General features: G+C 58.5%; 24 protein-coding genes. 16 read left to right on the forward strand and 8 right to left on the reverse strand.

The genetic code is table 11. From position 1 onward, the window contains the following. Positions 1–33: 33 nt before the first annotated feature. Positions 34–1,182: an o-succinylbenzoate--CoA ligase gene (gene menE / locus HMPREF2878_RS10190; RefSeq protein ID WP_016422006.1), complete on the reverse strand. Its 1,149-nt coding sequence runs from the start codon at positions 1,180–1,182 to the stop codon at positions 34–36. A 102-nt stretch (positions 1,183–1,284) separates the two neighbouring features. Between menE and msrA the strand changes: the two genes are divergently transcribed. Both msrA and HMPREF2878_RS10200 read left to right on the forward strand, forming a co-directional pair. Then, complete coding sequence (msrA, locus tag HMPREF2878_RS10195; RefSeq protein WP_070653441.1) at positions 1,285–1,941, forward strand: peptide-methionine (S)-S-oxide reductase MsrA; 657 nt, start codon at positions 1,285–1,287, stop codon at positions 1,939–1,941. A gap of 99 nt (positions 1,942–2,040) precedes the next feature. Continuing rightward, positions 2,041–3,222, forward strand: coding sequence for a YkvI family membrane protein (locus HMPREF2878_RS10200; RefSeq protein ID WP_070653442.1), 1,182 nt, complete (start codon positions 2,041–2,043; stop codon positions 3,220–3,222). Between the two features lie 34 nt (positions 3,223–3,256). On the opposite strand, the gene HMPREF2878_RS10205 is transcribed toward HMPREF2878_RS10200, so the two are convergent. The 6 genes from HMPREF2878_RS10205 to HMPREF2878_RS10230 form a co-directional block, all read right to left on the reverse strand. Then, entirely contained in the window at positions 3,257–4,690 is a 1,434-nt protein-coding gene (locus HMPREF2878_RS10205) for an ABC-2 family transporter permease (RefSeq protein ID WP_070653443.1), read from the reverse strand. Next, positions 4,687–5,430, reverse strand: a complete 744-nt coding sequence (locus HMPREF2878_RS10210; protein ID WP_070653444.1) for an ABC transporter ATP-binding protein — start codon at positions 5,428–5,430, stop codon at positions 4,687–4,689. Before HMPREF2878_RS10210 ends, HMPREF2878_RS10205 begins: the two co-directional genes overlap by 4 nt. 118 nt (positions 5,431–5,548) lie before the next feature. Continuing rightward, positions 5,549–6,256: a response regulator gene (locus HMPREF2878_RS10215; RefSeq protein ID WP_070653445.1), complete on the reverse strand. Its 708-nt coding sequence runs from the start codon at positions 6,254–6,256 to the stop codon at positions 5,549–5,551. 52 nt (positions 6,257–6,308) lie between these two features. Then, positions 6,309–7,538, reverse strand: coding sequence for a sensor histidine kinase (locus HMPREF2878_RS10220; protein WP_070653446.1), 1,230 nt, complete (start codon positions 7,536–7,538; stop codon positions 6,309–6,311). Between the two features lie 33 nt (positions 7,539–7,571). Continuing rightward, positions 7,572–8,252, reverse strand: a complete 681-nt coding sequence (locus tag HMPREF2878_RS10225) for an alpha-ketoglutarate-dependent dioxygenase AlkB family protein (RefSeq protein WP_070653447.1) — start codon at positions 8,250–8,252, stop codon at positions 7,572–7,574. Positions 8,253–8,268: 16 nt separating this feature from the next. Further along, complete coding sequence (locus tag HMPREF2878_RS10230) at positions 8,269–9,051, reverse strand: SDR family oxidoreductase (RefSeq protein ID WP_070653448.1); 783 nt, start codon at positions 9,049–9,051, stop codon at positions 8,269–8,271. A gap of 141 nt (positions 9,052–9,192) precedes the next feature. Here HMPREF2878_RS10230 and arfB point away from each other — a divergent pair, with 141 nt between their 5' ends. From arfB to HMPREF2878_RS10295, 14 genes are all read left to right on the forward strand, one after another. Then, a complete protein-coding gene (gene arfB / locus HMPREF2878_RS10235) occupies positions 9,193–9,636 on the forward strand; it encodes an alternative ribosome rescue aminoacyl-tRNA hydrolase ArfB (protein ID WP_070653478.1) in 444 nt (147 codons plus the stop codon). A gap of 40 nt (positions 9,637–9,676) precedes the next feature. Next, positions 9,677–10,603: a pyridoxal kinase PdxY gene (pdxY, locus tag HMPREF2878_RS10240; protein WP_246821963.1), complete on the forward strand. Its 927-nt coding sequence runs from the start codon at positions 9,677–9,679 to the stop codon at positions 10,601–10,603. Between the two features lie 221 nt (positions 10,604–10,824). Next, positions 10,825–12,495, forward strand: coding sequence for an ABC transporter substrate-binding protein (locus HMPREF2878_RS10245; RefSeq protein ID WP_016422017.1), 1,671 nt, complete (start codon positions 10,825–10,827; stop codon positions 12,493–12,495). 135 nt (positions 12,496–12,630) lie between these two features. Next, the gene (locus tag HMPREF2878_RS10250) at positions 12,631–13,569 is read left to right on the forward strand and encodes an ABC transporter permease (RefSeq protein WP_224783768.1); all 939 of its coding nucleotides are present in this window, start codon (positions 12,631–12,633) and stop codon (positions 13,567–13,569) included. Continuing rightward, entirely contained in the window at positions 13,562–14,389 is an 828-nt protein-coding gene (locus tag HMPREF2878_RS10255) for an ABC transporter permease (RefSeq protein ID WP_016422019.1), read from the forward strand. Before HMPREF2878_RS10250 ends, HMPREF2878_RS10255 begins: the two co-directional genes overlap by 8 nt. Then, positions 14,386–15,336, forward strand: a complete 951-nt coding sequence (locus HMPREF2878_RS10260) for an ATP-binding cassette domain-containing protein (RefSeq protein ID WP_016422020.1) — start codon at positions 14,386–14,388, stop codon at positions 15,334–15,336. Before HMPREF2878_RS10255 ends, HMPREF2878_RS10260 begins: the two co-directional genes overlap by 4 nt. Beyond that, the gene (locus tag HMPREF2878_RS10265) at positions 15,333–16,085 is read left to right on the forward strand and encodes an ABC transporter ATP-binding protein (RefSeq protein WP_016422021.1); all 753 of its coding nucleotides are present in this window, start codon (positions 15,333–15,335) and stop codon (positions 16,083–16,085) included. The genes HMPREF2878_RS10260 and HMPREF2878_RS10265 overlap by 4 nt, the downstream gene beginning before the upstream one ends. Positions 16,086–16,249: 164 nt before the next feature. After that, entirely contained in the window at positions 16,250–17,248 is a 999-nt protein-coding gene (locus HMPREF2878_RS10270) for an ornithine cyclodeaminase (protein ID WP_070653449.1), read from the forward strand. 31 nt (positions 17,249–17,279) lie between these two features. Continuing rightward, positions 17,280–18,773, forward strand: coding sequence for a type III PLP-dependent enzyme domain-containing protein (locus HMPREF2878_RS11060; protein WP_083296848.1), 1,494 nt, complete (start codon positions 17,280–17,282; stop codon positions 18,771–18,773). A gap of 20 nt (positions 18,774–18,793) precedes the next feature. Continuing rightward, complete coding sequence (locus HMPREF2878_RS10275) at positions 18,794–19,879, forward strand: PLP-dependent cysteine synthase family protein (RefSeq protein WP_224784294.1); 1,086 nt, start codon at positions 18,794–18,796, stop codon at positions 19,877–19,879. Further along, positions 19,876–21,276, forward strand: coding sequence for an MATE family efflux transporter (locus HMPREF2878_RS10280; protein WP_070604636.1), 1,401 nt, complete (start codon positions 19,876–19,878; stop codon positions 21,274–21,276). Before HMPREF2878_RS10275 ends, HMPREF2878_RS10280 begins: the two co-directional genes overlap by 4 nt. A 214-nt stretch (positions 21,277–21,490) precedes the next feature. Continuing rightward, complete coding sequence (locus HMPREF2878_RS10285; RefSeq protein WP_246819599.1) at positions 21,491–22,612, forward strand: ABC transporter substrate-binding protein; 1,122 nt, start codon at positions 21,491–21,493, stop codon at positions 22,610–22,612. Between the two features lie 95 nt (positions 22,613–22,707). Continuing rightward, on the forward strand, positions 22,708–23,757 hold the full coding sequence (locus tag HMPREF2878_RS10290) for a FecCD family ABC transporter permease (protein WP_070604648.1): 1,050 nt from the start codon (positions 22,708–22,710) through the stop codon (positions 23,755–23,757). A gap of 179 nt (positions 23,758–23,936) precedes the next feature. Further along, positions 23,937–24,596, forward strand: a complete 660-nt coding sequence (locus HMPREF2878_RS10295) for an ABC transporter ATP-binding protein (RefSeq protein WP_246819601.1) — start codon at positions 23,937–23,939, stop codon at positions 24,594–24,596. A gap of 107 nt (positions 24,597–24,703) precedes the next feature. Here HMPREF2878_RS10295 and HMPREF2878_RS10300 read toward each other — a convergent pair whose 3' ends face one another. Further along, on the reverse strand, positions 24,704–25,684 hold the full coding sequence (locus HMPREF2878_RS10300) for a 1,4-dihydroxy-2-naphthoyl-CoA synthase (protein ID WP_016422029.1): 981 nt from the start codon (positions 25,682–25,684) through the stop codon (positions 24,704–24,706). Position 25,685 lies beyond the last annotated feature (1 nt).

The following is a 25,685-nucleotide window of genomic DNA, read 5'->3' on the forward strand; positions in this document are numbered from 1 at the left end:
CAAATGCCTTGAACTAATGCGTGTCTGAATGAGCTAAAAGAGCGCCGCGACTTTCTTCCGGTCGACCTTGCCCGGACCAATCAGTGGCAGGACCTCCACGCGACGCAGGTCCTTGGGAATCATCCAGTGATTGATTCGCCCGGCGTCTTCAGCATCGCCGAGCCCGTCCATGACATCGCCGAGCTCAGCGATGCCTTCATACGCTGCGACGATAGCGTGGCCGAGCCTTGGGTGTGGCACACCGACCACGCAGGCTCCCGTAACTCCATCGATGGCGAGCAGTTCACGTTCGAGGACTTCGGGGTGCAGCTTCAACCCGCCGGAGTCGATGATGGTGTCCAGGCGTCCCGTAATGACTAGTCGGCCATCGTGGATCTCGCCCGCATCGGAGGTGGCGAACCAACCTGGTTTATGGAAAGCCTCGTGACTGGGCGCGTTGCGGTAACCGTGTGCAATCATCGGTCCGCCCAGCCAAACGCGACCATTTTCGATGGCGACCTGTGCACCTTCGATGGGCTGTCCGTCATAGACGCAGCCGCCGGCTGTCTCGGAGGAACCATAGGTGGTCACGACGTTGATGCCGAGTTCTTCGGCGCGCGCTGCCACCTGCGGGTTCAAGGCTGCGCCGCCGACAAGGACAGCATCAAACAGGCGCAGGGCTGCCGCGCCAAAGGGTTCTTCCATGGCCTTGGCCAGCTGCATCGGAGCCAGCGAGGTGTAGGCACGGTCGCTGGTGAGGGCCTCGGCGCCGTCGGCGAATGCGGCAACATCAAAACCGTCGGTCACATCCACACACACCGGATCCGTGCCAGCGAGCAGCGAACGAATGAGAACCTGCAGGCCAGCGATATGGTAGGCCGGCATCGCCAGCATCCACTGTCCTTCACCGCCGAGCCACTGATGTGTAGCGGTAGCAGAGGAGACCAAGTTATCCACCGTCAGCTGTGCACCCTTCGGTGTGCCGGTGGAACCGGAAGTGCCGACAACAAGCGCGATGGACTCATCAATCGGCTCACCTGCGCGTTGCGAGTTCCGCAAGATTGAGGCGCGCGTGCCGTCGTGAAGCGGAACGGGAAGAAGAGAGACCTCACCGTCCAGCGCGGCGCGGAGGTCGGGCAGGATGGCGGTCGGGTCGTGGGGATTGACGGAAAGCAGGCTGAGCGTACGCACAACCCAAACCATAGCCCGTGTTGTGCCGTAGTTTCTGGTGGCGAGGGCGGAACAATCGTGACCGCGGACGCGTTGCGCAGAGCATAGGAAGTCGTAGATAGAAAGGCATCGAAGATGGGTTGGATTTTTGGTAGGTCGGCGGAGCTTGTGCCGGAAGGTGAGGCGCTAAAGGGCGGTTCACACCCGGTGTTGGAGAATCCGAAGCCGCATGCGGTGCTCGGCACGCCTATTACCGGCCCATGGGAGGATGGCCAGGAGGTTGTCTACATCGGTATCGGCTGCTACTGGGGTGCCGAAAAGCTGTTTTGGGAAACCCCGGGCGTGCTCAGTACGTCGGTCGGGTTCGCCGGTGGCGTGACGCCAAATCCCACTTACCGTGAGTCCTGCACTGGGCGGACCAACCACACCGAGATTGTGGAGGTCGTCTACGACCCGGAGCAGATTAGCTTCGACCAGCTGATCGCGAAGGCCTTCGAGGCCCACGATCCCACGCAGGGCTACCGTCAGGGTAATGACGTCGGCACGCAATACCGTTCCGCGATTTACACGACGACGCCCGAGCAAGCGCGCCGGGCGCAGGAAATCGCCGATGCGTACGCGCCGAAGCTTGCCGACGCTGGCCTGGGCCCCATCACCACGGAGATTAAGCCACTGTCGGAGACTCCGGCAGGGGAGTACTACCGAGCCGAGGACGAGCACCAGCAGTACTTGTTTAAGAATCCGAACGGCTACTGCCCGGTGCATTCGACCGGCGTGGCCTGCGGGATTTAAAGGCGAAATTTCGTAGAACGCTTAATCGCGATTAGTAAAACTCACTGAGAAAAGTAAGGTGGTTATATCAATCAGATAGTTGAATAGGAGTGAACCCTTGTGGTGAAGCAAGTACTGCGCGTTGCATTTGCTTTCGTCGGCGTAGTCGTCGGCGCGGGCTTTGCGACGGGTCAGGAAATCATGCAATACTTCGTCGCCTTTGGCATCAATGGTGTCTGGGGTGCCGTTCTCTCAGCGGTGATCATGAGCCTGATGGCTATGATCATTTTGCAGCTGGGAAGCTACTTCCAGGCCAGCGAGCACGGCGAAGTATTCCGACGCGTATCGCATCCCATCTTCTCGCGCGTACTGGACATTGGCGTGATTATCACGCTCTTCGCCACGGGGTTCGTTATGTTCGCCGGTGCCGGTGCCAACATGGAGCAGCAGTGGGGCATCCCCGTGTGGATTGGTGCCGTGATGATGGTGCTAGTGACCATCGCAGCCGGTTTCCTCGATGTTGACCGCGTGACCACCGTGATCGGTTCCATCACGCCGTTTATCGTCGGCTTTATCCTGCTGGCCAGTATTTATACGCTGGCGTTTACCGATGCCACCCCAGCCGCGGAGCAGGCAGCTGCCGTTGCGGAAGTCCCGACCACTCTGCCGAACTGGGTTGTCGCCGCGGTGAACTACGTCGGCTTTAACCTGATGGTTGCGGTCTCCATGGCGATTGTTATTGGCGGCAACTTGTTCAATCCCCGCGCCGCAGGTGCCGGTGGTTTCGTTGGCGGTTTGGTGTACTCCGCAATGCTGCTGATTACCACCATCACGCTGTTCCACACTGTTGGTACTGTCGCAACCGATGCCGTGCCAATGCTCACCGTTATTAACCGCCTGCACCCGTGGCTTGGTCAGGCAATGGCCGTGGTTATTCTCGGTATGATTTTCAACACGGCACTTGGCATGTTCTACGCACTGGGGCGTCGCGTCACCGCAAATCACCCGGAAAAGTTCAAGATTGTCTACGTTGGTCTGGTTCTGCTCGGTTTCGCCTTGAGCTTCATGGGCTTCCAGAACCTGATTGGTTGGGTCTACCCAATCCTGGGCTACATCGGGCTGCTGCTCATTACCGTCATGCTCATTGCCTGGCTGCGCGGTCGTGAGCGCATCAGCGAAGAGACTTCTCGCCGTAAGCGCATCTTCCGCCTTGTTCGCCGTGGTCGGAAGAAGGAAGCTCGCGAGGAAATCGAAGACTCCAACCTCAGCGTCGAAGAGGTCCGCGAGGCTATCGAGGAGTAGGTGGGCTGGCGCGTGGCTACAGTCAGCGTCGCTGTCAGCTTCGAGAGCGGATTGCTTTCAGTGACGTTGCCCGCGCCCAGGTCACGAATGCCCCGGTCACAATGGCGGATGCCAGAACCATCAGCGGCCACCGCTCGGGGTAATCACGGACCACCCAGGTCCATCCCCATTCTGAAGTCCACCACAGCGGTGAGGCACTGAGGACATCACCGCCAACCATCACAGCCCAACCGCCGAGCGCGACCGAGACAAAGATTGCGGCCGCCACACTGCGACGCGCAATCAATCCGGTCACGGCCACAATCATTGCGGCCACAAGAGGCGCGATGACCGCCTGGTACGGCCAGGGGTTAATGCCGGTCTGGCCATTGGTCTCGCCGCCTGCGCCGCTGATAATCACCGCAACCACGAGCACCGGTACGAGAAACGCCATATCCAAGGCAAACAAGCGAAGTGTGATGCTCCCGCGCGAGCGCCGATACATCAGCGCTGGCCAGGCATCAGCTTGCGAGGTCCACGTCATGATGGCGACCACGGTTGCGGCCGTCGGCACGCAGACGAAACTCAGCAGCCCCAGCGCATACTCCGGGTTCCACACCACACGCACGACCGCAAGCCCGGCAAGCATCAGTGCTGCGAGGCTCCACCAGGTGCGCCAGGGCAGGGTCGCGCTCATGCCATGGCTTAACGACGAAGTGCTGCGTTCCCGGCCCGTCGGCAAGCTGAGAGATTTTCCGTGCGCAGCCAATGCGATGGCAAAGAAGCCTAGTCCGAGGAGTAAATGCAGCAGCGCGGGCGGCAGGATGGCAATGTCCCAGATTTCGCTGTCTGCCGGAGCCGTGATGGAATTAGCCTGCACACCGTGAATAGGTAACGTTGGGCGGATTGCCCAGGTCCACGGGAGAACTTGCCAGTTTGGGCTCATGGCATCCAGTGTTCCTGCGATGGCCCAAGCGATGGCAGTCAGCGGCGCAAGGAAGAGAGCTGCGCGTGGCACAAGGCGCCATAGGGCAAGGCCGAATGCCCAGAACACGAAGAATGACAACGTGTTGAAGATCGTAAATTGCAATGCGGTGCTCACGCTCCGGGCAAGGAGAGTGGCCATAAGTGCGTGGCCGAGGGCCGTGGAGGCGATAACAGTGGCTGCGCGTGCCAGGAACACTCGAGTGCTCGAGATATTGCGCCAGATTAGGCCACCTTGGCGGAGCTTTTCTTCACGGTTTTGGCCAATGACGGACGTAATAGCAGCCAGGGGAGGAAGTAGGATAAGCGAGTAGATGTGGGCGCTCGCCATGGCGGTGGCGTCAACACCTGTAGAAAAGACCATGCTGACCAGAGCGATTGCCACCATGATGATGGGAAGAAACATGGTGAGTGACCACTTCGCCCGCAGTAGCTCGGCGCGGAAGTAGTGGCGCGTAGGAACGGTGCGCGTGTTAAGAGTGCGTGTGTGCGGTTGAGCGCTCATCGGGCAACACCTACTGCGGTGAAGAAAGCTTGCTCGAGGGGTTGACCAGCGGCCGCAAAGTCAGTCAGCGGGCCTTCGTAGACCAGTCGGCCCCCAGCAAGGACGCCAAGGTGGTCAACGCTCTTTTCGACCTCTCCGAGTTGATGGGAGGACACCACGACGGCCTTGCCACTAGCGGCGAGATTTCGCAACAAGGTGCGCAGGCCCACGATAGCTTCCGGATCGAGGCCGTTGGTGGGCTCGTCGAGAAGCACAATATCGGGGTCGGTAAGCAGAGCCATTGCCAGGGAGAGACGAACCTTCATGCCAGTGGAGAATGCGCGGGCGCGCTTGTTGCCCGAGTGCAGCCCCACCATGTCGAGGACTTCGCCGATGCGACTCTTGTCCGTGCCGGTCAGATGTGCGTGCACTTTGAGGTTGTCGGTGGCCGAGAGTTGCGGGTAGAACGCCGGGCCATTGATGGAGGCGCCGATGCGGTCTAGGTCGGCAACGGACCACGGGCGTCCCGCAATACTGATTTCACCGGAGTAGGGAATTAGCCCAAGCACAGTGCTCATCAGCGTGGATTTACCCGCGCCGTTGAGCCCTAATAGTCCGTAGACCTCACCGGCACGGACGCTCATGTCGAGGCCGTTTAGGGCCGGCTCGTTCTTGCCGTAGGCGACGGTGATACCGCGCAGCTGAAGGAGGGGAGAGGCGGCGTCTGCGGAAGGGCCTGAGGTAGGGATTGGTGCGTTCATGCCTTAAGTAATAGGACTGGCTGGCATGGTTCGCGCCCTCCTTAAGGATGAGTGGGCGGAAATATCCTCCCTAGGGAGGAGAGGCGATAGCGAGGATGACGGAACCAGTGAGGAGAAGCTACAGCAGCCCGTTTTTCGCAGCCCAAATGACAAGATCCACGCGACTGCGTGAGCCCGTTTTTGTTAGTAGCGCTTTCACATGGGTTTTCACGGTCGTCGTGGCGACCACCAATCTGCGAGCGATCTCATCATTGGAAAGCCCCTGGCAGACGAGGTCCAAAATCTCCTGTTCGCGGGGTGTGAACTGGGTTCCTGCGTCGGTGGGATCTGAGCCAGCGCCATGTGTCGAGGAAGCGCTTGCTGACTGCTCGAAGTGGGCCGTGCGCGGTGAAACGTGTCGCAACACCATTGGCGTCACCTTCGGATCGATGACTCCTTCACCGCGGTGGATACGCATGATGGCCGAAAGCAGCTCACGGGGATTGGAGTCTTTGAGCAAAAAGCCTGCGGCCCCAGCTTCTAAAGCGCCGAGCACGAGGGATTCTTCGCGGAAGGTGGTCAGTACCAGAACTTTCGGAGCGGATGCGTGGGTCGCGCCTCCGGACGATGCCCCTCGCACGATTTGCCGCGTGGCCTCGATACCGTCCATCACGGGCATACGAATGTCCATGACGACCACATCCGCACCGGAGGCAAGACGCACAGCCTCGGCGCCGTCGCCTACGGCACCAATGACTTTCATCTGCGGGTGGGCATCAATAAGCTGCGCGAAAGACTGCCGAATCAGAGCCTGATCTTCAGCCACTAATACTCGAGTTACATCCATTGCTCGTCTTTCTTGACAGTTTCGACAGCCAGCCCTGCTTCGGTTGAACCGCTTACAGGCGGATACTGACGCGGAACATGCCGTCGCTTTCACCATAAGTCATCTCGCCACCGAGCTGCGCCACGCGTTCATCCAGACCAATCAGGCCAGCACCAGCTCGCTTCCTGTGTGCCAAGGCGTCGCTCACAGCCCGATTTGCGGTCACCAAATGAACCCGCACCGGGCTGTCATCAGCGTCGGCAGGTGGATTGATTATCAGTGCCAGCTCACCAGCCCCCGATGAGTGCTTGGCCATATTCGCGGCCAACTCCGTCACTGCCCGCACCAGAGTCAGTCGCTTCGCGAGTGGCCAATCCGCCAGCGCCTCATAAGACTCCGGCAGAGTCACCGAAACATTGCGACCCGGCGGACAAACAGCCGCAACCAGACGTGGAATCTCATTCGGATCAGCGCTAATCTCGCCGCCATTACGTAGCGCATCGACAAGCGCATGCACATCTCGCAACGATTGTTCTGCGGTCTCGGCAATACCTTCCAGCGTGGTCTTTTCAGCAGCGCTTTCCGCTCGTGAGTCATCCATCTCCGCCAGGTACAGTGCGGTCTGAGCCTGAACCTTAATAGAGGTGAGTCCGTGCCCCACGACGTCGTGAAGCTCCCGGGACAACTCCAGCTTGTTGAGCGCCACGACGTTCTCCAACTCCGCGGCATGTTCCTCGGCGTTGATTCGGAGCCACAGCGGCACTGCGTACGCGCTCGCCGTGATGAGCACCGCGGGCAGACCGAAGACCAACAGCCGTTCCGGAGTAAAACCGAAGGCTGGAACCGCTGGGTTGAGGAAACTGCCAATCAACCCTAAAAAGAGCCCAACTATGCCCCAGGTGCGATTCGGTTCCCACCTGGTCACAGCCCATAAAGATAGTGGGGCAGCAACAATAATGGGGTCTAACCCAAGGTTCACTGGGGATAGCCACACCAGCAAGGCGAGACCCGCCAGGGCAATGTACGTAATCACAAACGATGCATGCACTGCTTTACGACGAAACGCTGCGGCCCCGGCGATCATCGCGGACAGAACCACATTGGTGACATAAGTGAAGCTCGGGCCATAAGTAAGTAACGGCGTCATGCTCAACCAGCAGCACAGCAGGAAAGCTGCCGCAATAGCAAGGTCGGCAGCTGGGAACGAGCCGACGAAGTAACGCACCCGGCTGTGCCAGTCGAGTGGGGCAGGAGTCTGCGCGGTGGCAGCCTGTGCGTGCATGGAGGAAGCGGTGCGCTGCATGTGTCTAGGCTAGCGGTCGGTGGCTTGCGCGGTTTAGTGTGAGTTTTCCACTTGCCGGAATGTGATGTTGATGCGGCCCTCTTTAAGCCCGCAAGCTTCCGGCAAAGTGCCCGGACGAGTCTTGGGCACACCATGAAACGCAAGCCGCTTGGGACCGCCAAACACAATCACATCCCCGCTGGCGAGAGTCACATCATCCCAGGGCTTATTGCGGTTCTCCGTGCCGCCAATGCGGAACAGGGCCTCATCGCCGATAGAGAGCGACACAATCGGGGCAGGGGAGTTTTCGTTTCGGTCCTGGTGCATCCCCATGGTGGCCCCGGGTGGGTAGTAGTTGACCAACGCCATGTCGGGCCGAAAAGTGGAGGGCCACTGGTTGAGGGATTCGTCGTAAAGCGCGGCGGCACGAAGTGCTTCGGTGGCGAGCTGCAGCAGATTGTCAGGCACGGGCGGGACGCGAACGCCGCCGACGTGCGTGACGTAGCGGTACGGATTTGTGGCCCACATGCGGCCGAGATGCAGCATGAAGACCTGCATCTGACCACTTTTGAGCTGCGGGCGAGTCATGGCCAGGGGAGTGCCGGCAACGTCGCGGGCGATGTCGCGGAGTTGCGTGATGATGCCGGCCTGCCGGTCCAGTGGAAGCCACCCCGGCAGATGAACAACTCCCGGCGTGATGCGGGCATCGTCGCGCGGGAGTTGATCAAAGAGCATAGGTCTAGTTTGCCTCTTAACCCGCGATGATTGCGTTAACCGGGCGGGACAGGAACTGCGGACCAATCTTGCCCAGGTAGCGCAGAATAAAGTCCGCTGCCGATACCGAGTAGAAGTGGCGCTGGCGCTCGATGAAGTTCTGCGGGTGCGTTGCCTTCCACACGGCATCAGCGACCTGGTCCGGTGTGATGCGCACGCCAAGACGGCGGGTCGAACCAGCGGAAACGTCCGCCAGCTTGGTCTTCGCCCACAGCGGCATGATTGCGACGACGCGAATCTTGTCCTTGCGCCATTCCAGATCCAGAGCCTGCGTCAGACCCGAGACGTAAAACTTCGACGCGGAGTACGGCGCGATGTGCGGCTGACCGTAGATACCCGAAGCCGAACCCATGTTGACCAGGTGAGATCCCTTGGTGCGCTTCAGGTACGGGTGCGCCGCCTTCGCGCCCAGTGTCAGGCCGGTGCAGTTGATGTCCACCTGCGCGCGAATAATCTCCGGCGACTGGTCGGTGATATCGCCATCGCCGATGATGCCCGCGTTATTGTCCAGCACTGTCAGCTTGCCGCCGGTGTGGGAGGTGAAGTCCGCAAGCGCGTCCTCCCACTGCTTAAAGTCTGTCACGTCCAGCTTGCCGACGATTACCTCCGTGCGCTCAGCTTTGAGCTTCGCCAGGGCGTCCTCGTTGATGTCGTAGACACCTACGGTCCAGCCTGCAGCCAGGAACTTCTCGGCCACCGCGCGGCCAATGCCCTGTGCGCCGCCGGAGATGAAAATGGACGGGGAATCAGAAGTGGCCATGGTGTCTCAATCCTGCCTTTTCTTGCTGTTTTTATAAGTGGATAAATGTTATTCGCCAGCTTAGATGAGCATTTGTTGTTTAACAGCGGATTGGAGGAAACGGGACCCGATCACAAACGCGTCCTGACTACACTGGCCACCATGAAACCCCTGAACATCCCACCAGGTCCCGGCATCCCAAAGGGCCTCGTCATCCCCGCGGCGGAGCTCACCGAACGCTTCGCGCGCTCCGGAGGGCCGGGCGGTCAGGGCGTTAACACCACCGACTCCAAGGTGCAGCTATCGGTCGATATTGCCGAGCTCAGCGTGCTTTCCGACGCCTATCGCCGCCGCGCTCTCCAGAACCTCAGCCACCGACTCGACGGCACCACACTCACCGTGTCCGTCACCACGCAGCGCTCCCAAGTGCGCAACCGCGCGGGAGCCCGGCGTCGCCTGGCGGATCTCATTCGGGAAGCCGTGCAGCCACCGCCTCCGAGGCGCCGGCGGACTCGGCCGAGTCGAGCCTCGATTGCGCGTCGTAAAGCGCAGAAGCAGCGGCGCTCCGAACTCAAAGCCAGCCGACGTCGCCCCAGCGCCTACTAGGGGATATGGGATTTTCGTGCATCCGTTGCAATATAGAGGAATGAACGAAAATCAGGCCCCTACCGAAAAGGCAGCTGAAGCCGTCGCGGAGTTCAACCGCGTGCCCTCGATCCTGTCCATCCAGTCGCATGTGAGCTATGGCCATGTGGGTAACTCCGCTGCCGTTTTCCCGCTGCAGCGCGCAGGTTTTGAAGTGTGGCCGGTCCACACCGTCGATTTCTCCAACCACACCGGCTACGGCCAGTGGCGTGGCCCAATGATTCCAGCCACGGATGTGCGCGAGGTTATCAAGGGTATCGATGAGCTGGGCAAGCTTGACGACGTCGACGCGATTATCTCCGGCTACCAGGGCGGTAGCGATATTGCGGATGTCATCATCGAGGCCGTGGCGCTGACCAAGGAGCGCAACTCGAAGGCCATTTACTCGTGTGACCCGGTGATGGGAAATGCCAAGAGTGGCTGCCACGTCTCGGAAAACATTCCGCCGCTGCTGCGCGACAAGGTCGTGCCGGTGGCAGACGTGATTACGCCGAACCAGTTCGAGCTGGGATACCTGACGGGCCGCGAGGTCAACGACCTGGAGTCCACCATTGCGGCAGCCCATGCTGCTCGGGAGCTCGGCCCGGAGGCCGTGCTGGTCACCAGCGTGCTGCGTCCGGAGCGCAAGGAGGACGAGATTGAGATGCTCGCCGTCAATGGCTCCGGTGCATGGCTGGTGGCGACGCCGTACCTGCCGCTGAAGCGCAACGGCTCCGGCGATGTCACGGCCGCGCTGTTTGCGGGCAACCTGCTGCGCGGTCGCGGTATTGACGGTGACCTCTCGGTCGCGCTGGGCAACACCGCGGCCAGCATCTTTGAGCTGCTGAAGGTGACGCACGAGTCCGGCTCTGGTGAGCTGGAGCTCGTGCGCGCGCAGGAGGCCTACGTCCACCCGGAGCAGCGGTTTGAGGTTACGAAGGTAGCGTAGCGCTTTATAAGCGAATATAGGGGGAGTCGATGGCGGCAGCACTTATGTGTTGCCGCCATCGTCGTACCAGGTCTTCGGGATTTTTCTGCCTTTTACCTGGGTTCTAAACATTTGCGCAACAAGAAGAAAAGATTTTGAACCATTGAAATAAAGTTTCCAATGAGTAGATAATGAAAACGGTTACTACTTAGTTGTGCCTATCCTTCAATAAAGGGGAGTAAATGTTTTCTACCCGCACGGGGCGAACCCTGGCTGTCTCGGTCTCTGCACTTGCGATTTGTGGCCTCGGGTTGACCGCCTGTTCGAACCCCGATGATAAGTCCGCCTCCGGTGCCGCCGGGGACTCCGGCGCCAGCGCCGAGCAGACCCTGGTCCTGCTGGATAACAACGAAACCGGCGGATACAACCCGGTTGCTGGTTACAGCAGGTCCGGCGATTCCCCGGTCTACGAGGGCCTTTTCCGGCTCAAGCCGGTGTCGGGTGACACCTCCACGAAGCCCGTCGACTTTGAGCCTCTGCTAGCCTCCGGCCCCGCCGAGCCGAGCAATGGCAACAAAACGTGGACCGTTCCAATCAAGGACGGAATCACCTTCTCCGACGGGACCACCTTCGGGCCGGAGGACGTCGTGGCGACCTACAAGGCCATCCTCGACGAGCGCTCGGCCTCCTCTGAGGCTCCGAACTGGGAAATGCTCGATGAGGTGCACGCCGACGGAGACAAGGTCGTCTTCGAGCTGAATATCCCGTACGCGGAATTCGATCACCAGCTCCTCAACGGCATCGCCCCGTCGGAGGCCTTCAACTTCGATGATTTGAAGCCCGCCGAGGACTCAGATCTCAATACCAAGCCCGTGGGAACTGGCCCGTTCAAGCTCGAATCTTTGCGTGCCGACGAGGCCATCTTCACGGCCCGCGAGGATTATCACGGCGGGGCCCCTGAGCTGAAGAAAGTCATTTACCGAGTCAATCAGGACGAAAACTCCCGTGCTCAGCAGCTGCGCGGCGGCGAGGGCGACGGAACCATTATGGAGCCGGCGTTGGCGCAGGAATTTGAAGGCCAGGAGGGATTCAAGGTCGAGTCGGCGCATTCGGCGGACTGGCGCGGAATCACCCTTCCAGCGGGCAACCCGGTCACCGGTGACCAGGCAATCCGCAATGCGGTCAACCTGGCTGTCAACCGTGAGGCCATGGCGAAAGACGTGATGAAGGGCCACGCGAAGCCGAACTCCACCTTCCTCGCGGACTTCTACGGCGACGCCTACGACCCGACCGCCGAGATCAAGCACGACACCGCGAAGGCCGAGAAGCTTCTCGACGACGCCGGGTGGAAGAAGGGCTCGGACGGCATCCGCGTCAAGGACGGCCAGCGCGCCGCGTTCGATGTCATCTACTTCCCGAACCGCGATCACGCCCGCACAGACCTGACGTTGGCCGCAGCCTCCGACCTGAAGAAGGTCGGCATTGAGGTCAATCCGGTCGCCCGTGATTCCAAGTCTGTCACCCGCGAGGACTACGCCAAGACCCCAGTCATGCTGGGAGGAGGCGGTACCCCGTACTCCGTCGACGGCCAGATCTACTCAATCTTGCACTCCAAGTACGCTGAGCCGGGTGCCGGTGCCAAGTGGGATAACGGCTCCGACTACGTCAACCCGGAGATCGACAAGCTGCTCGACCAGGCGCGCGTCGAAGCGGACCAGGCCAAGCGAGACGAGCTCTACCGTAAGATTCAGAAGCTCTACGCCGAAAAGCCCGCCATGCTGCAGCTGGTCTACGTTGACCATGTCTATGTCGAGCGCGACCGTGGCTACACGCACCCGGATGCCATCCTTGAGCCCCATGCCCACGGCCTGAACTTCGGCCCGTGGTTCAACCTGGGGGCATGGCACAAGTAAATGACAAAAGCCGAGCCACACCCACGTCCTCACCCTCGCTCGCGCCCGCACTCACACCCGCGTCTACACCCCTCTGAGCATCAACCCCGTTTCAAGAGCCGGAAACGGCAGGTCGCAGGAATCGTCGTGAGGCGAGTGCTGGTAGCCGTTCCCATCGTTGTGGCGGTGACGGCAGCAGTGTTCGCGCTGGCGGCGGTGAGCCCCTTCGACCCTTTGGATGCGTATCTCAAAGGTCAGGCGGGCAACCTGACCGAAGCGCAGAGAGTCTCGATTTCTCACCAGTTGGGGCTGGATAGGCCCTGGTGGGAGTCGTGGTTGGTGTGGCTGCAGGGCCTGGCGGTGGGCGACCTTGGCATTTCGAGGTCCTACTCACAGCCGGTGACGCAGGTGCTCGCCGAGCGTCTGCCGTGGACGATGCTGCTCGGCGCCTGCGGACTTGCCGGAGCTATCGCGCTGTCATTCGTTCTGGCACTGTGGGCTGCGGTGCGGCGCGGGGGAGTGCTAGACCGGCTAGTCCTGTCGATCTCGACGGTGATTCAGGCGACCCCGCCCTTCGTCGTTGCACTCGGCGGCCTCGGCCTTTTTGCGTTGGCCTGGAAGCTATTTCCCACCGGAGGCCTGACCTACCCGGGCGAGCCCGTGACTTTCTCCTCTACGGTGGCGCACCTTACGCTGCCAGCTGTCGTTCTTGCGATTACGCAGGTGCCGTGGCTGGTGCTGTCGTTGCGTGAGTCCATCGTCGAGGTCATGGACTCCGGCGCGGTCACCGGAGCGCAGGTCCGCGGCATTCCGCGCCGAACGATCATTTTCTCCCATATCCTGCCGACCGCAGTGCCGCCTTTCCTCGCGCTCATCGGCGCGCGACTGTCTGAGCTGGTCGTCGGATCGACACTGGTGGAGGCGGTCTTCGCGTGGCCTGGGCTCGGAACCGCGCTGGTCAAATCGGCTCAGAGCTTGGACTTTCCGCTGCTGAGCATTCTCACTATCGCGACGACGGCTATCGTCCTGCTCGGAAATCTGCTTGCCGACGTCGCCTTCGTCGTCCTCGACCCACGGGTGGATGCAGATGCTTAAAACGACAAAGAGGCCGGTCGCCCCGGTCGTGGCCGTGGCGTGCCTGGTCCTCATCGCTGCCTACGCCTTTTTAACTCCGCTGTTTCACGACTCCGACCTGGTGCTCACCGACTTCGCCAATTCCGGTGTCGCCCCGGGGCCTGAGCACTTCTTCGGTACCGATTCGAAGGGGCACGACGTTTTCGTTCGAGTTGCTGCGGGAATGCGCATTTCCCTTTTCATTGCACTGGTCACGGCAGTGTGCTCGGCGATCGTCGGTATCGTCCTCGGCGTTACCGCAGGCATGCTCGGCGGGCGCGTCGACCGCGTCATTATGCGCAGCGCCGACGTCACCAACGCGCTGCCGCACCTGCTACTGGGGCTGCTCATCGTCAGCCTTTTCCGAGGCTCGGTCCCCGCAATCATCATCTCCCTGGTACTGACGCACTGGGTGACCATCACCCGAACGGTCCGTGCGTCCGTGCTGCATCTGCGGGGCGCCGAGTTCGTCGAGGCCGCGCTCCTGTCCGGAATGAGCCGCGCACGCGTGCTAGCTCGGCACGTTGTTCCGGCGGCACTGGGGCAGTCCTTGGTCGGCCTTATCTTGCTGATCCCGCACGCAATCTGGCACGAGTCGACGCTGTCTTTCCTTGGGGTGGGCCTGCCGCCGCACAAGCCGTCTCTCGGGACTCTGCTTGCCGACGCCGAGGGCGCCCTGCTTCTCGGCCATTGGTGGATTTTGGTGTTTCCCTCGTTTTTCCTCGTCGCCACAACGTTGTGTATTGCGGCCGTCGGCACGCATTTGAAGGAGCGGGTGACCGGACAGGAGGTGCTGGTGTGAGTGCTCGGGAGGGCGTCGGCAAGCGAGAGAAGCTGCTGGACATTGAGAGACTGACAGTGCGGATTCCCCTGCGCGGTGGTGACGTGGTGCATGCCGCGACGGGCGTGTCCCTGACTGTGGGTAGGGGAGAGGTCGTCGCGGTTGTGGGTGAGTCGGGCTGCGGAAAGTCGATTATTGCCTCGGCGGTGGTTGGCATGCTGCCGCCGCACGCGAGAGTAGAGGGGCAGGTGCGTTTCTATCCGCGCGAAGGGGCAGCTGACAGTGGTGCAGAAGCGGAGAGGAACGCCGAGCCCATCGAAATTCTGGCGCGGCGACGTACCGGCGCGGGCCTTGCTCGCACTGACGAGGAGCTGGCGGGGCGGCAAATCGCGCTAGTACCGCAGTCGGCGGCGACGTTTTTGACACCGGTGCGCACGGTCGGGGCACAGCTAAAAGAAACAATTTCCGTTCTGGGACGCAACCACACGGTGGAGGAGATGCTGCGGCGAGTCAGCCTGGATGCGGAGGTCGCGGCGCTGTATCCCCACGAACTTTCCGGGGGTATGGCGCAGCGCGCAGCAGTGGCATTCGCCCTGGCTGGCGACCCTGCTCTGGTGATTGCTGACGAGCCGACGGCCTCCCTCGACCCCGACCTGACCATGGCCCTGCTGCGCATGCTTCGCCAAATCGCCGACAGTGGTGTGGGAGTCATGCTAATTACGCACGACATTTCCGAGCTGCGCGATAGCGGCATCGCCGACCGAGTTGCAGTGATGTACGCATCGCGCCTTGAGGAGACGGGACCGGCAAAACAGGTGATTGAGGCCCCAGCCAGCGAATACATGCGCGACCTGCTCGCAGCGCTGCCCGAAAACGGCATGCGGCCGATGCCCGGCGTGGTGCCGAGCTTGACGAACCTGGACGAGGACTATTGCTACGCGCGCAGGCTCGAGGAGGCGGGGAAATGAACGAGGAGGCTGTGGTGAGTAAGGCGTTGGTGAGTGAGCAGGCTTCGGTGAGCTGTGACGCGCAGGCGAGTGGCAAAGCGCTGGTCGCCGAGAACGTGTCGAAGTCATTCGGCGCCAAGGACGGCTCTGCGAGAGTCGTTTTATCGGACGTTTCCATCAGGGTTGATCCAGGGCAGATCGTCGGGCTTCGTGGGCCTTCGGGGGCTGGCAAGTCCACGCTCGGCCGTATCCTCGCAGGCCTGGAAGTGCCCGATTTAGGGCAGTGCTTCTGCGACGGGGTGCCGGTCGGCGCTGTGCGCAGCCGCGCCGGGCAGCGGGTTCGTGGCCAGATTGGGATGGTGTTTCAGTCTCCCCGAAGGTCCTGCGACCCGCGGATGACTTTGGGGCGCACCATTCGCTCAGCCGCACGACAGGGGCGGCAAGGGCGGCGGGATGGTCAGCGAACCGGGAAAAGTGTGGACATCGACGAGCTCATCCGAAACGTTGGGCTGACTCCGGACCTTCTCGATCGCTTCCCTAGCCAGGTCTCAGACGGGCAGCTCCAGCGTGCCGCAGTCGCTCGCACCCTGGCCGCCGGTCCACGCTACCTCATCTGCGACGAGATGACCGCCATGCTCGACGCCGCCAACTCCGCGGCAATCGTCGAGGTCATCCGGGATTTCGCCGTATCTGGCGGCGGTGTTCTCATGATTAGCCATGAACACAGGCTTCTCGCCGCCGTGTGCGACGGCGTCGTCGCCTTAGAGTAGCGATATTGCTTAGCGCCCAGCTTGGAGTCATTGAACCTTCACTGCCTGTGATCGCCGATAGAATTTAGGAATTAGGGTAGCCATACCTATGACAGGTAGTGTAGGCTCTCCTTTTGTTGGTTGAATGGTTGGCTATCAATCGTTACTTGCTTGAAGGACTTCTATTGATTGATTCAAAAACTCCAAAGCTTCGACTTTTGACCCGATCGGACTTGGAAGATATCGAACTCGAACCTTCGCTGGTTATCCGTGCAGTAGAAGATGGATACTTGGCATTCGCGGAAGGTTCCTCGCAGTGCCCGACAAAAATGATGATTGACTTACCGGTTGAGAGCCGGGACTCGATTGCTTTTTCGATGCTCGGTTTTGATGCCAACCGTGATCTCGTTGGATACAAGACCTCTTATCGCCACGGAAGCGACAACCCAGATAAGTACTACACCACCATTAGTCTCTACGACGATGAAAGCGGCATGCCATACGCGCTAATGGACTGCCAAAAAGTTGGAGCCTCGCGAACTCCCGCTACGACAGCATTGATTGCGCGAGAATGTGCACGCGCTGATGCGAAGACTGTGACTGTTTTTGGCACTGGGATTCAGTCAGTTAACACACTTTCCTACTTGGTCACAGCAGTGCCGAGCCTCGAAAAACTACAGCTGCATGGAACTCATCCGGGAGGATTAGAAAAAAGCCGGAAGTCGCTTAATCACTGGTTTCCCGAGCGGAATATCGAACTAGTTGAACGCGATGATGCTTCTGTTATGAAGGCAGTTCAAAGCAGCGATATCACCGTAGTTGCTTCCGGTCGTGCCTGGCACCCATCGATTCAAACTGAATGGATTCCCGAAGGTGGGCTGCTAATTTCTGTTGCTTCCAAGGGAATTGCGGATGGTGCTGTTGCTGCTGCAGACAGGGTAATTGCTACTAGTGCCGGACAGTTCGAGCTAGTTGGGCAGCGATTGCTCCAGGGCAAAGAAGTGGAATTGGATGCAACACTACCCGATATTCTCGCGCGAAAGGCCCCAGGGCGCACGAATGAAACTGACCGAGTTTTTGCATTCTCGACGGGAATGATTATTACGGATATTCCAGTTGCTCAGGAACTTGCGGTTCGTGCATTTTCTGCTGGGCGAGGTACGGAGGTGTCGCTATGGTCGTAACGCTCGCTGTCGGCACTACGGGAAATGAAAAGTGAACGATAAAATTTTTGCTTCTACACTCTCTGTGCCCAAGACCTCGACCCTGGTCCCGAAACAACGTGACTGGGCGAAAGATTTACTGTCAATTCCAAGTGACGGCGTCTCGGAACTAACTCGTTTAGCCACACTAGCGGCAGGGCCTTTTCATGTTCTAAATACTCAGGTTTTTCGCCAGAATTTGAATGCTTTTGCTGCTGTTTGCGAGCGTCACGGAGTCGACTCGCATATCTACTTCGCTCACAAAGCAAATAAGTCTGCGTGCTGGATCCCCGCAGTCGCCGAAGAGGGTCATCGCGTAGATGTTGCGAGCGGGGAGGAGCTCACCGGCGCTTTAGGCGCTGGTGTGTGTGCTGCCGACTTAGTTGTTACGGGTGCGGAAAAATCGCAATCGCTTTTGACTCTTGCTCTCAAGCAGAGAGTTCTAATTGCAGTAGATTCTCCGAGCGAACTATTCCGAATTAATTCGCTGGCTAAGGATCTTGGAGTCGTTGATGCTCCGGTGTTGATTAGGTTACTGCCTGAAGAACAGCCTGAGACTCGCTTCGGCACCTCCATGGCACAGTGGCTTCGAGAGCTTGAGGTCCTGCGAGAACAATCTAGTAATGGGATTGACTGTAGGGGCGTGACCTTCCATTTGAACGGATACAGTCCCGCTCAGCGTAACCGCCAAGCACATAAAGCTTTGGATTTTATGGAAATTCTTCGAATTAAAGGATGGACGGCAGAGATGCTGGACATAGGTGGAGGATTTTCGGTTCAATATTGTGAGCCATCCCAGTGGGAAATGTTTCGGGAAAAAGTTATTGATTCACCGGATAAGCGAGACTATTTTCATGCTGGTCGAATTCCAGAAGGGCTTTATCCGTATGGCGGGCAGGGCAATGATGGCCCTGAAATGTTAGATGAAATTCTTTCGGGATTAGCTAATTCGCCTTCAGTTGAGAGGATTGATAGAACTAGCGCTTCGCTTGCGGAACGGCTAAAAAATGGGCGATTTCAGTTGGCCATTGAACCAGGCCGAGCGGCGTTAGATGGTTGTGGATTGAGCGTTTTTCCAATTCAGGGTGTGAAATGGAGAGACAACTACATAATTATTACTGTTGCGGGTTTAAGTATGAGTCTTTCTGAGCAATGGAAAGGCAGTGAATACATGCCTGACATGACGTTATGGGAGAATCCCTGCTCAGATGATGTCGCCAATTACATGGGCAGGCCTAGCGGTGGCAGTAATTGTCTATCGCGCTCGGTTGGTGTCTGTGTTGGCGGAAGTAGCTGTATGGAATATGACATGCTCACCTGGCGAAAGGTCCAAATGAATCGAATTCCGAGAGTTGGGGATTTGGTTATTTATCACAATACGGCTGGTTATCAGATGGATAAAAATGAAAGCGAATTTCATCAAATTCGTCTGCCCATGCGGTTTGTTTGGGAAGGTCAGGGAAGCTTGCCGAAAATAGATAGGCCTTTATATCGGGAATTGGTTTAAATGTCTAATTGGGGTCTGTCATGATTGATTTTCCATATTCTGAAAAAAAATTAAGAAAACCTTGCGCAACGTGTTCGCTTGAGAGTTGTAGTTTAATTGGAAACACGCCAATTCTTGAACTGTGTAATACCGGATCCGGAAGCCGGTTATTACTGAAGATGGATTGCCTAAATCCGACGGGAAGCGTAAAGGTGCGAATGGCGCTGGAGATGATTGTTGCTGCGGAGATCTCCGGCGAGCTCAAGCCGGGCGGAAGAATCATTGAACCCACTAGTGGAAACACTGGTTTAGGTCTGGCATTTGTGGCCTCTCAGCGGGGATACAAGTTTACGGCGATTGTGGATCATCACGCTGCCAAGGACAAGCTGCGTTCCATGCAAGCACTTGGAGCAGAGTTGGTCTTCGTCGGGGATAAAGAATCCTGTGTTCCGTCTACGAGCCTTAGACGTGCGAAGGCCGCAGAAATTGTCGCCGAGACCTCGGATGCATGGTGGCCAGACCAGCACAATAATCCCAACAACCCAGCTGGTTACTGGCAGCTTGCATACGAACTCGATGAGCAAATCCCAGAAAAGGTTGACGTTCTCGTTGCGGCAATCGGAACGGGCGGGACGTTGTGCGGTACAACGGAACATCTGAGGAAGCTTGGGCATACCGCCGAGTCGTTGGCTGTTGAACCCGAAGGCTCCATCATTTTTGGTGGGGTGCCAGGGGCATATAAGCAATCAGGTGCCGGTGCTCCGTCGGGTTTCAAAATCGGCAATAACGTCCGCTACGACCTCATCGACCATGGAGTCAAAGTTAGCGATGTCAAGGCATTCGCCGCGGCCCGAGTGTTGGCTAGGGAACATGGGCTCATGGTTGGAGGCACAGCAGGTGCTGCAATCTACGAAGGTTTGCGTCATCTACACGAGTTTCAGGCAGGAACAACAATGGTCGTCATTGTTTGTGATGCTGGTGAGAAATATCTCGACACAATTTTTGATACTGATTGGCTTCAGAAAAATCATTTGTATTCAGAAGTTATGGAGCGTCAAGTTTCGCGAATGCTCAGAGCCTATGGTGATTCTCGTGCCATTGCTAATTCCTTCGAGGTGGCCGGGTGATAGATCCAGCTCGTGCAATTGGCCAGCAAACCGTGTCCTACCGTGATGTCTATTCGCTTGCGCTACCCATCGTGGGCGTTCAGCTAGCGGGGGTTGCGCTAACCACGACCGATGTGCTGATGCTGCAGACCCTCGGTGTAGTGGCAATTGCCGGCGGCGGACTCGCAATGCAGTTCTACAACCAGATTCGCACCATGTGTGTCGGTATGGTCACCGCCGGAGGCAACCTAGTAGCCGAGGCCGCGTCGGAGTGGGAAAAGACAGGCGAGGAAGTTGCGGCTGAGCGAATCCGCCAAGCGGTACGCAGTTGCATGACCGTCGGCACCGCAACTGCGATCATTGGTGGCCTCATCGTGATTTCGTTTGGTGCGCTTGCACTCATCCTGCCCATCGACGACACTGTTGCCGAGCTAGCGTTCTCGATGACGGTCGCGCTTGCACCAGGCCTTATCCCGATGATTTGGCTCAATGTCCTGCGGCAGTTTGCAGTCGGCATGCGTCGGCCGGGCTCTCTGCTGGTGGTTACGCTCATTTCCATCGTTGTCAACGCTGCTCTCAACGCTGGATTCCTCTGGCTAACAAGCGTCAATGAATGGGGAACTGCATGGGGACTGGTGGGCATCGGTCTGTCGACCACCTGCGTCCAGGTTTTTACCCTGCTGTCCTTTGCTGGCTTGCTGCAAAGAGACCGTCAGCTACGGAAATTCTTCGCGGTCATTCCGAGGCCCGGCGACGCAGCATGTATGAGGCGCATTATTCGGCTTGGGATTCCAGTTTCGCTTACCTACGGCTCTGAAGCTGCGATTACTACTATCGCAGGTCTAGCGATGGGCCTGGTTAGCCCAGTCATGCTGGCAGCGCACACCGTTGTTAACCAACTCGCTTATATCGTCTACCAAGTATGTATCGGCTTCTCGCACGGAGGATCTATACTGGTCAGCCGTGCATTAGCGGATGGTGCCGAGGCAGTCAAACAGGTATCACGTCGGGTTTTGCACGCAGTGGGTATTTATCTTGCCGTCGTCGGTTTGCTCTGGTTGCTACTGGGAAAGTACGTCGTTGGACTGTTCCTTACTGATTCCAACGTTAGTGCCAATCCCGATGCACGCCATATAGCGACAATCTTGTTGTGCCTTGCCGTGCTACAGCAGTTCGCTAAAGGTTCCCAGAACGTGCTGGTGGGGCTCCTTCGTGGGCTGCGCGACACGAAGTCGGGTCTCAGTGCGACCCTTTGGGGCTACTGGGCGGTGGGGGTTCCAGCTCTCCTGATTCTTGGCCTTGGCCTTCGTTGGGAAGGATATGGCGTTTGGGTTGGGCTCATCCTTGGCTTTTCCACGACCGCTGCTCTGCTTTACCGCGCTCTGCAGCGTCACCTGCAACCCACTAGTTCCGTGTGACGGCCGAAGCTTCGTAACACCCATCCAGAAATCCTCTGAACCATCCACGTAAAGATGACGTTTTCCCTCTACCGAAGGGGATCCGAGGAGCTGAATATGCGGTCGACTGACCGCCTGCTCCGGAAAGAAGAAAATGAAGGTTAGTTCTCCTCTTACTCCAAGCGTGCTACTGCGTGACTTCCCCGCAAGGGTGCTTTTCGCGGTACTCCTATGCATGTCGCTCGTCCTTCTCGCCGCTTGCTCAGATGGAAATGGAGACGCATCCGCTAGCAGTGAGAAGCGTACCGTTGTCGATGCGCTAGGACGCGAAGTTAAAGTCCCGCAGAATGTCGAGCGAATCCTGATGGGCGGGCAGAAGATGCTTTACACGACGGCGCTTCTGAACCCAGACAATCCAACTGACAAGATCGTTGCCTGGCCAGAGGACCTGAAGGAAAACGACAAAGCCACTTACGACCGCTACGTTGAGAAGTTCCCCAAAATCAAGGACATCCCGATCACAGGCGAGATTTACAACAACACTATGTCGCTGGAACAGGCTCTGGAGTCCCGACCCGATGTCTTCGTAGTAAATGCGGGTGTCTTCGACGCGGCTAAAGATGCTGGAATCGTTGATGGATTAGAAAAGGCAGGCGTGCCGACGGTGACTGTCGACTACTTCATTGATCCAGTGAAAAACACCGAGCCCAGTATTCGAATGATGGGACAACTGCTGGGGCGTGAAAAGCAGGCGGAAGACTTTATCAACTACTACGAGAAGAAGGTCAACAAGGTCGCTGACCGCCTTGCCGAGAAGAAACCAGCACCGACACCGACATTCCTGTGGCGAGCACCCGGTTACTTTGACTGCTGCTCAACCTTCGCCAAGTCCAACCTGGCGCAGATTGTCAATTCTGCCGGTGGACTAAACCTTGGCGACGAAATGATTGATGCGAAGCAAGGGCAGGTATCGCCAGAGGCATTGGCCGGGAAGAATCCTGAAGTCATCATTGCCACAGGCGCAGACTGGGATCAGGGTAAGACTCCGGTCAAGGAAGGAAATTACGTACCGCTGGGTTACTCGGAATCGAAGGAAGAGGCGCAAAAGGCCCTTCACGATGTCGTCGGTAAGCAGCCCGCTGTGCGTGAAGTCGACGCGGTGAAAAGTAAGCGTACTTTCGTCGCATGGCATCATTTTTACGATTCGCCATATAACTTCCTGGCAGTCGAGATGTTTGCAAAGGCCATGCACCCGGACTTGTTCGGCGACATTGACACTGAACGAGAGGTACAGGACCTGCACGATAAGTTCCTGCCAATCGAGGCCTCGGGCACCTTCTGGACTGGGCTGGAGTGATGTCGAACATGCAAGTTTCGCACGGAAACCTGGCAACAACGCAGGGGAGCGGAGACGCCGTTCGCGGGGAGCAGGAAGACAGCCCTGATAGAGTAATGGTGCAGTCAACCTTTCACTGGTATCAGCGCGCAGCACGGAAGAAGTGGGTGATAATCGCTCTGATTACTGTGGTGTTGGCTTTGACATCGCTTGCTGACTTTCTACTCGGTGGCGGTAGCATGCCTGCCAGCGAAGTTTTGCATACATTGACCCATCCGGTTGGTGCGCGACCCATTGACCACCAGATTGTTTTCGACATTCGGCTTCCGATGACCGTGACTGCAGTGCTCGTCGGAGCGACGCTGGCAGTGGCGGGCTCACAAATGCAGACAATTCTGGGAAATCCCCTGGCCGAGCCGTACACCCTGGGCGTGTCAGCGGCGGCCGGATTCGGTGCTGCCCTGGCTGTGGTCACCGGCTTCGCTTCTGAGGGAATCGGTGCGGTGCTGGGGATGGCCGGGACTGCGTGGGTGTTCGCGATGCTGGCCTGCGCTGCGATTCTGCTCTTTTCCCGATTTCGTGGCCCAGGAGTCGAGGGGATGATTCTTCTCGGTATCGCGATTGTATTCTTTTTCGACGCTCTACTGGCCCTGATGCAATACCTGGCCTCGGAGACGCAGTTGGAACAGGTTGTGTTCTGGACGATGGGTAGTCTCACCCGCTCGAACTGGACGCAGATTGCGTTGCTCGCGGTGATATTCGTGATGGGGCTACTCTTCTTTTACCTCAATGCCTGGTCGCTGACTGCATTCCGGATGGGCGATGACCGCGCAAAAGCCCTTGGCGTCGACGTTGATCGACTGCGTGCGCTGACCCTTATCGTGGTGTCCTTTATGGCGGCAACCGCTGTGTCGATGGCCGGTACGATTGGATTTATCGGTCTCGTCGGCCCACACGTTGCGCGCTTACTGGTAGGCGAAGATCAACGTTATTTTCTTACTGCTTCGACTTTGGTAGGGGCGCTGCTTCTGGTTGCGGCATCGGCAGTGTCGAAGGTGATTCAACCGGGTGTAATTCTTCCCGTAGGCATTATTACCGCAATTGTAGGAGTGCCCGTATTTGTCGCGATTATCGCTGGCCAGAGGAGGAAGATGTGGCTTGGCTAAAGGCAAGTCGCTTTGTCGGGAACGACGCTGTACATGGTCATCACGACAGCCCCAGTAAATCTGACGGTAAACCCCTCGGCGAAACCCCTCCAGAATCGTCCGCTCTTAGCGCGCGAGGAGTGTCTTTTGCTTACGACGGCCATCATGTCCTGCACAATGTCGACGTTGGGCCTCTTCCGATGGGAAGCGTGACTGCGTTGGTCGGTCCCAACGGAGCTGGCAAATCGACACTGCTGAGGTGTTTGGCGGGCCTTGAAAACTGCTCGGGGCAGGTACGTGCTGAAAGATCTCTATATTTGCCACAGGACCCTCCGCCGCTGAGCTCATTGACCGTGTACGAAAGCGTCCTGCTTGCCCGGCAACAGTCGTTTTCTGGGTTTTCTGCACTGCGTGTCGGATCCACAGTGCGGGCAGAAGTGCAGGCCACCATTGAACGACTTGGGTTGGTTGCGTTGTCATCGCGGCTGATGTCTGAGTTGTCTGGGGGACAGCGGCAGTTGGTGAGTTTTGCGCAGGCGGTTGTGCGACGACCTCGGGTATTGCTTCTCGACGAGGCCACCAGCGCACTCGACCTGCGTAACCAATTGATGCTTCTCGGGCAGGTACGCAAGTGTGCGCGGGAATTGCCCTGCGCGGTAGTGATGACACTTCATGACCTGGGGCAAGCGGCGCGCTTTTGCGAACATGTCGTTGTTCTAGCCGATGGTCGGGTCAGCAGTGCAGGGCCTCCGGCAGAGGTCATTAATGAAGCTATGCTGCGAGAGGTTTATCAGGTAGAAGGTGCGGTGCTCCCGACCCGCAATGGCGGGCTGGCGGTCGAAGCGTCGGAGGCACTCTAGCGCAGACCCGTGACTGTAGCGCACGCTCTCGGCTGTTCTACAGCCACGAATGAGCGCTAAAGTGCAGGGCCCGACGAGCGCCCCAGCCGGCGCCCCCCTAACTGCCCCTAGTAATAGAACGGGAACTCGTCCCAGTTCGGGTCGCGCTTTTCCAGGAACGCTTCTTTGCCCTCGACGGCCTCGTCGGTCATGTACGCCAGGCGAGTAGCCTCACCCGCGAAGACCTGCTGACCCATCAGGCCGTCATCGGTCAGGTTGAAGGCGAACTTCAGCATGCGCTGCGCCGTCGGGGACTTACCGTTAATCATGCGACCCCACTCGACCGCGACATCTTCCAACTCAGCGTGGTCGGCGACCTCGTTGACGGCGCCCATGCGGTGCATGGTCTCAGCGTCGTAGGAGCGGCCGAGGAAGAAAATCTCACGGGCAAACTTCTGGCCAACCTGCTTCGCCAGGTAGGCCGAGCCATAGCCGGCATCGAAAGATCCCACGTCAGCGTCGGTCTGCTTAAAGCGAGCCTCCTGGCGTGATGCCAGCGTCAGGTCACACACCACGTGCAGGGAGTGTCCGCCACCTGCGGCCCAGCCATTGACCACAGCAATAACAACCTTCGGCATAGTGCGAATCAGGCGCTGCACCTCCAGGATGTGCAGGCGACCTCCCTCGACCTTGGCGCGTGCGGTATCAATGGTGGATGCGTCCGCGGTAGCGTCGTCATGCTCGTGGGACGTTGCGTACTGGTAGCCGGAACGACCACGAATGCGCTGGTCACCACCCGAACAGAATGCCCAGCCACCGTCCTTGGTGCTCGGTCCGTTACCGGTCAGCAGCACTACGCCGACATCGGGAGTGCGACGCGCGTGGTCGAGCGCGCGGTAGAGCTCATCGACGGTATGCGGGCGGAATGCGTTACGAACCTCCGGGCGATCAAACGCAATACGCACAATGCCGTTCTCGCGGCCCTCGCCGACGTGCCGGTGGTAGGTGATGTCGGTCAAATCCTCAAAACCATCAACCGTCTTCCACTGCTCGGGGCGGAAAGGGTTATCGGTCGAGTACTTCGCGGTATCAGTCATGGCTTCCAGCATA

The organism is Corynebacterium sp. HMSC065H09 (genome assembly GCF_001812845.1).
GTDB lineage: Bacteria > Actinomycetota > Actinomycetes > Mycobacteriales > Mycobacteriaceae > Corynebacterium > Corynebacterium jeikeium_D.

Coding starts and splice junctions, on each gene's coding strand:
- pdxY (WP_246821963.1), top strand. CDS start 9,677: ATGAACGAAAATCAGGCCCCTACCGAAAAGGCAGCTGAAGCCGTCGCG.
- HMPREF2878_RS10205 (WP_070653443.1), bottom strand. CDS start 4,690: ATGAGCGCTCAACCGCACACACGCACTCTTAACACGCGCACCGTTCCT.
- msrA (WP_070653441.1), top strand. CDS start 1,285: ATGGGTTGGATTTTTGGTAGGTCGGCGGAGCTTGTGCCGGAAGGTGAG.
- HMPREF2878_RS10255 (WP_016422019.1), top strand. CDS start 13,562: ATGCTTAAAACGACAAAGAGGCCGGTCGCCCCGGTCGTGGCCGTGGCG.
- menE (WP_016422006.1), bottom strand. CDS start 1,182: ATGGTTTGGGTTGTGCGTACGCTCAGCCTGCTTTCCGTCAATCCCCAC.
- HMPREF2878_RS10215 (WP_070653445.1), bottom strand. CDS start 6,256: ATGGATGTAACTCGAGTATTAGTGGCTGAAGATCAGGCTCTGATTCGG.
- HMPREF2878_RS10285 (WP_246819599.1), top strand. CDS start 21,491: ATGTCGCTCGTCCTTCTCGCCGCTTGCTCAGATGGAAATGGAGACGCA.
- HMPREF2878_RS10290 (WP_070604648.1), top strand. CDS start 22,708: ATGGTGCAGTCAACCTTTCACTGGTATCAGCGCGCAGCACGGAAGAAG.
- HMPREF2878_RS10230 (WP_070653448.1), bottom strand. CDS start 9,051: ATGGCCACTTCTGATTCCCCGTCCATTTTCATCTCCGGCGGCGCACAG.
- HMPREF2878_RS10300 (WP_016422029.1), bottom strand. CDS start 25,684: ATGCTGGAAGCCATGACTGATACCGCGAAGTACTCGACCGATAACCCT.
- HMPREF2878_RS10265 (WP_016422021.1), top strand. CDS start 15,333: ATGAACGAGGAGGCTGTGGTGAGTAAGGCGTTGGTGAGTGAGCAGGCT.
- HMPREF2878_RS10210 (WP_070653444.1), bottom strand. CDS start 5,430: ATGAACGCACCAATCCCTACCTCAGGCCCTTCCGCAGACGCCGCCTCT.
- arfB (WP_070653478.1), top strand. CDS start 9,193: ATGAAACCCCTGAACATCCCACCAGGTCCCGGCATCCCAAAGGGCCTC.
- HMPREF2878_RS10295 (WP_246819601.1), top strand. CDS start 23,937: ATGGGAAGCGTGACTGCGTTGGTCGGTCCCAACGGAGCTGGCAAATCG.
- HMPREF2878_RS10275 (WP_224784294.1), top strand. CDS start 18,794: ATGATTGATTTTCCATATTCTGAAAAAAAATTAAGAAAACCTTGCGCA.
- HMPREF2878_RS10225 (WP_070653447.1), bottom strand. CDS start 8,252: ATGCTCTTTGATCAACTCCCGCGCGACGATGCCCGCATCACGCCGGGA.
- HMPREF2878_RS10220 (WP_070653446.1), bottom strand. CDS start 7,538: ATGCAGCGCACCGCTTCCTCCATGCACGCACAGGCTGCCACCGCGCAG.
- HMPREF2878_RS10245 (WP_016422017.1), top strand. CDS start 10,825: ATGTTTTCTACCCGCACGGGGCGAACCCTGGCTGTCTCGGTCTCTGCA.